General features: G+C 35.4%; 1 protein-coding gene. It reads left to right on the forward strand.

Features of this window, described 5'->3' with window-relative positions:
* The first annotated feature begins 82 nt into the window (after positions 1-82).
* Positions 83-571: a VOC family protein gene (locus WFZ85_RS16040; RefSeq protein ID WP_342697262.1), complete on the forward strand. Its 489-nt coding sequence runs from the start codon at positions 83-85 to the stop codon at positions 569-571.
* The last annotated feature ends 70 nt before the right edge of the window (positions 572-641 follow it).

The following is a 641-nucleotide window of genomic DNA, read 5'->3' on the forward strand; positions in this document are numbered from 1 at the left end:
TGTATAGTCGCTATAAAGTAGCGACTATATACAAGTTAGCGGTTATTTTAAGGACGACCCGTAAATTGACAAAATAAGCAAAATGACAAGAACTAAATATCTATTGACAACTATAACTTTTGGAGTTTTAATTCAAATGCTAATTTCTTGTGGCGACAATTCAAAAACGAAAATCAGACAAACTGACGAGAATATTATGACAAAAAAATCAAACCCTGTTGTGTATTTTGAAATTCCAGTGACTGACATTGACCGAGCAATAAAGTTTTATAAAGCAGTGTTTAGCTTTGACTTTGAAAAGGAAAATATTGACAATAATGAAATGGCGTTATTTCCTTTTGTGGACGAGAATTCAGGAATTTCAGGAGCATTAGCAAAAGGAGAAATCTACAAGCCGACAAAAGACGGAGTTGTAATATATTTCAAGACAGAAAATATTGACCAAACTCTCAAATTGGCTACATCAAACGGTGGACAAATTTTATATCCTAAAACAGACAATGGAATTGGACTTGTTGCAGAGTTTGAGGACACCGAAGGAAACAGAATTGCCTTATATCAAACCAAATAATGACGACAGAAAAAAACAACCGCTAATCGAGTAGACGGCTCCGCCAGAAACTGACGGAGTGCGCCTCTGA

It is taken from the genome of Flavobacterium aureirubrum, assembly GCF_038739835.1.
GTDB classification, from domain to species: domain Bacteria; phylum Bacteroidota; class Bacteroidia; order Flavobacteriales; family Flavobacteriaceae; genus Flavobacterium; species Flavobacterium aureirubrum.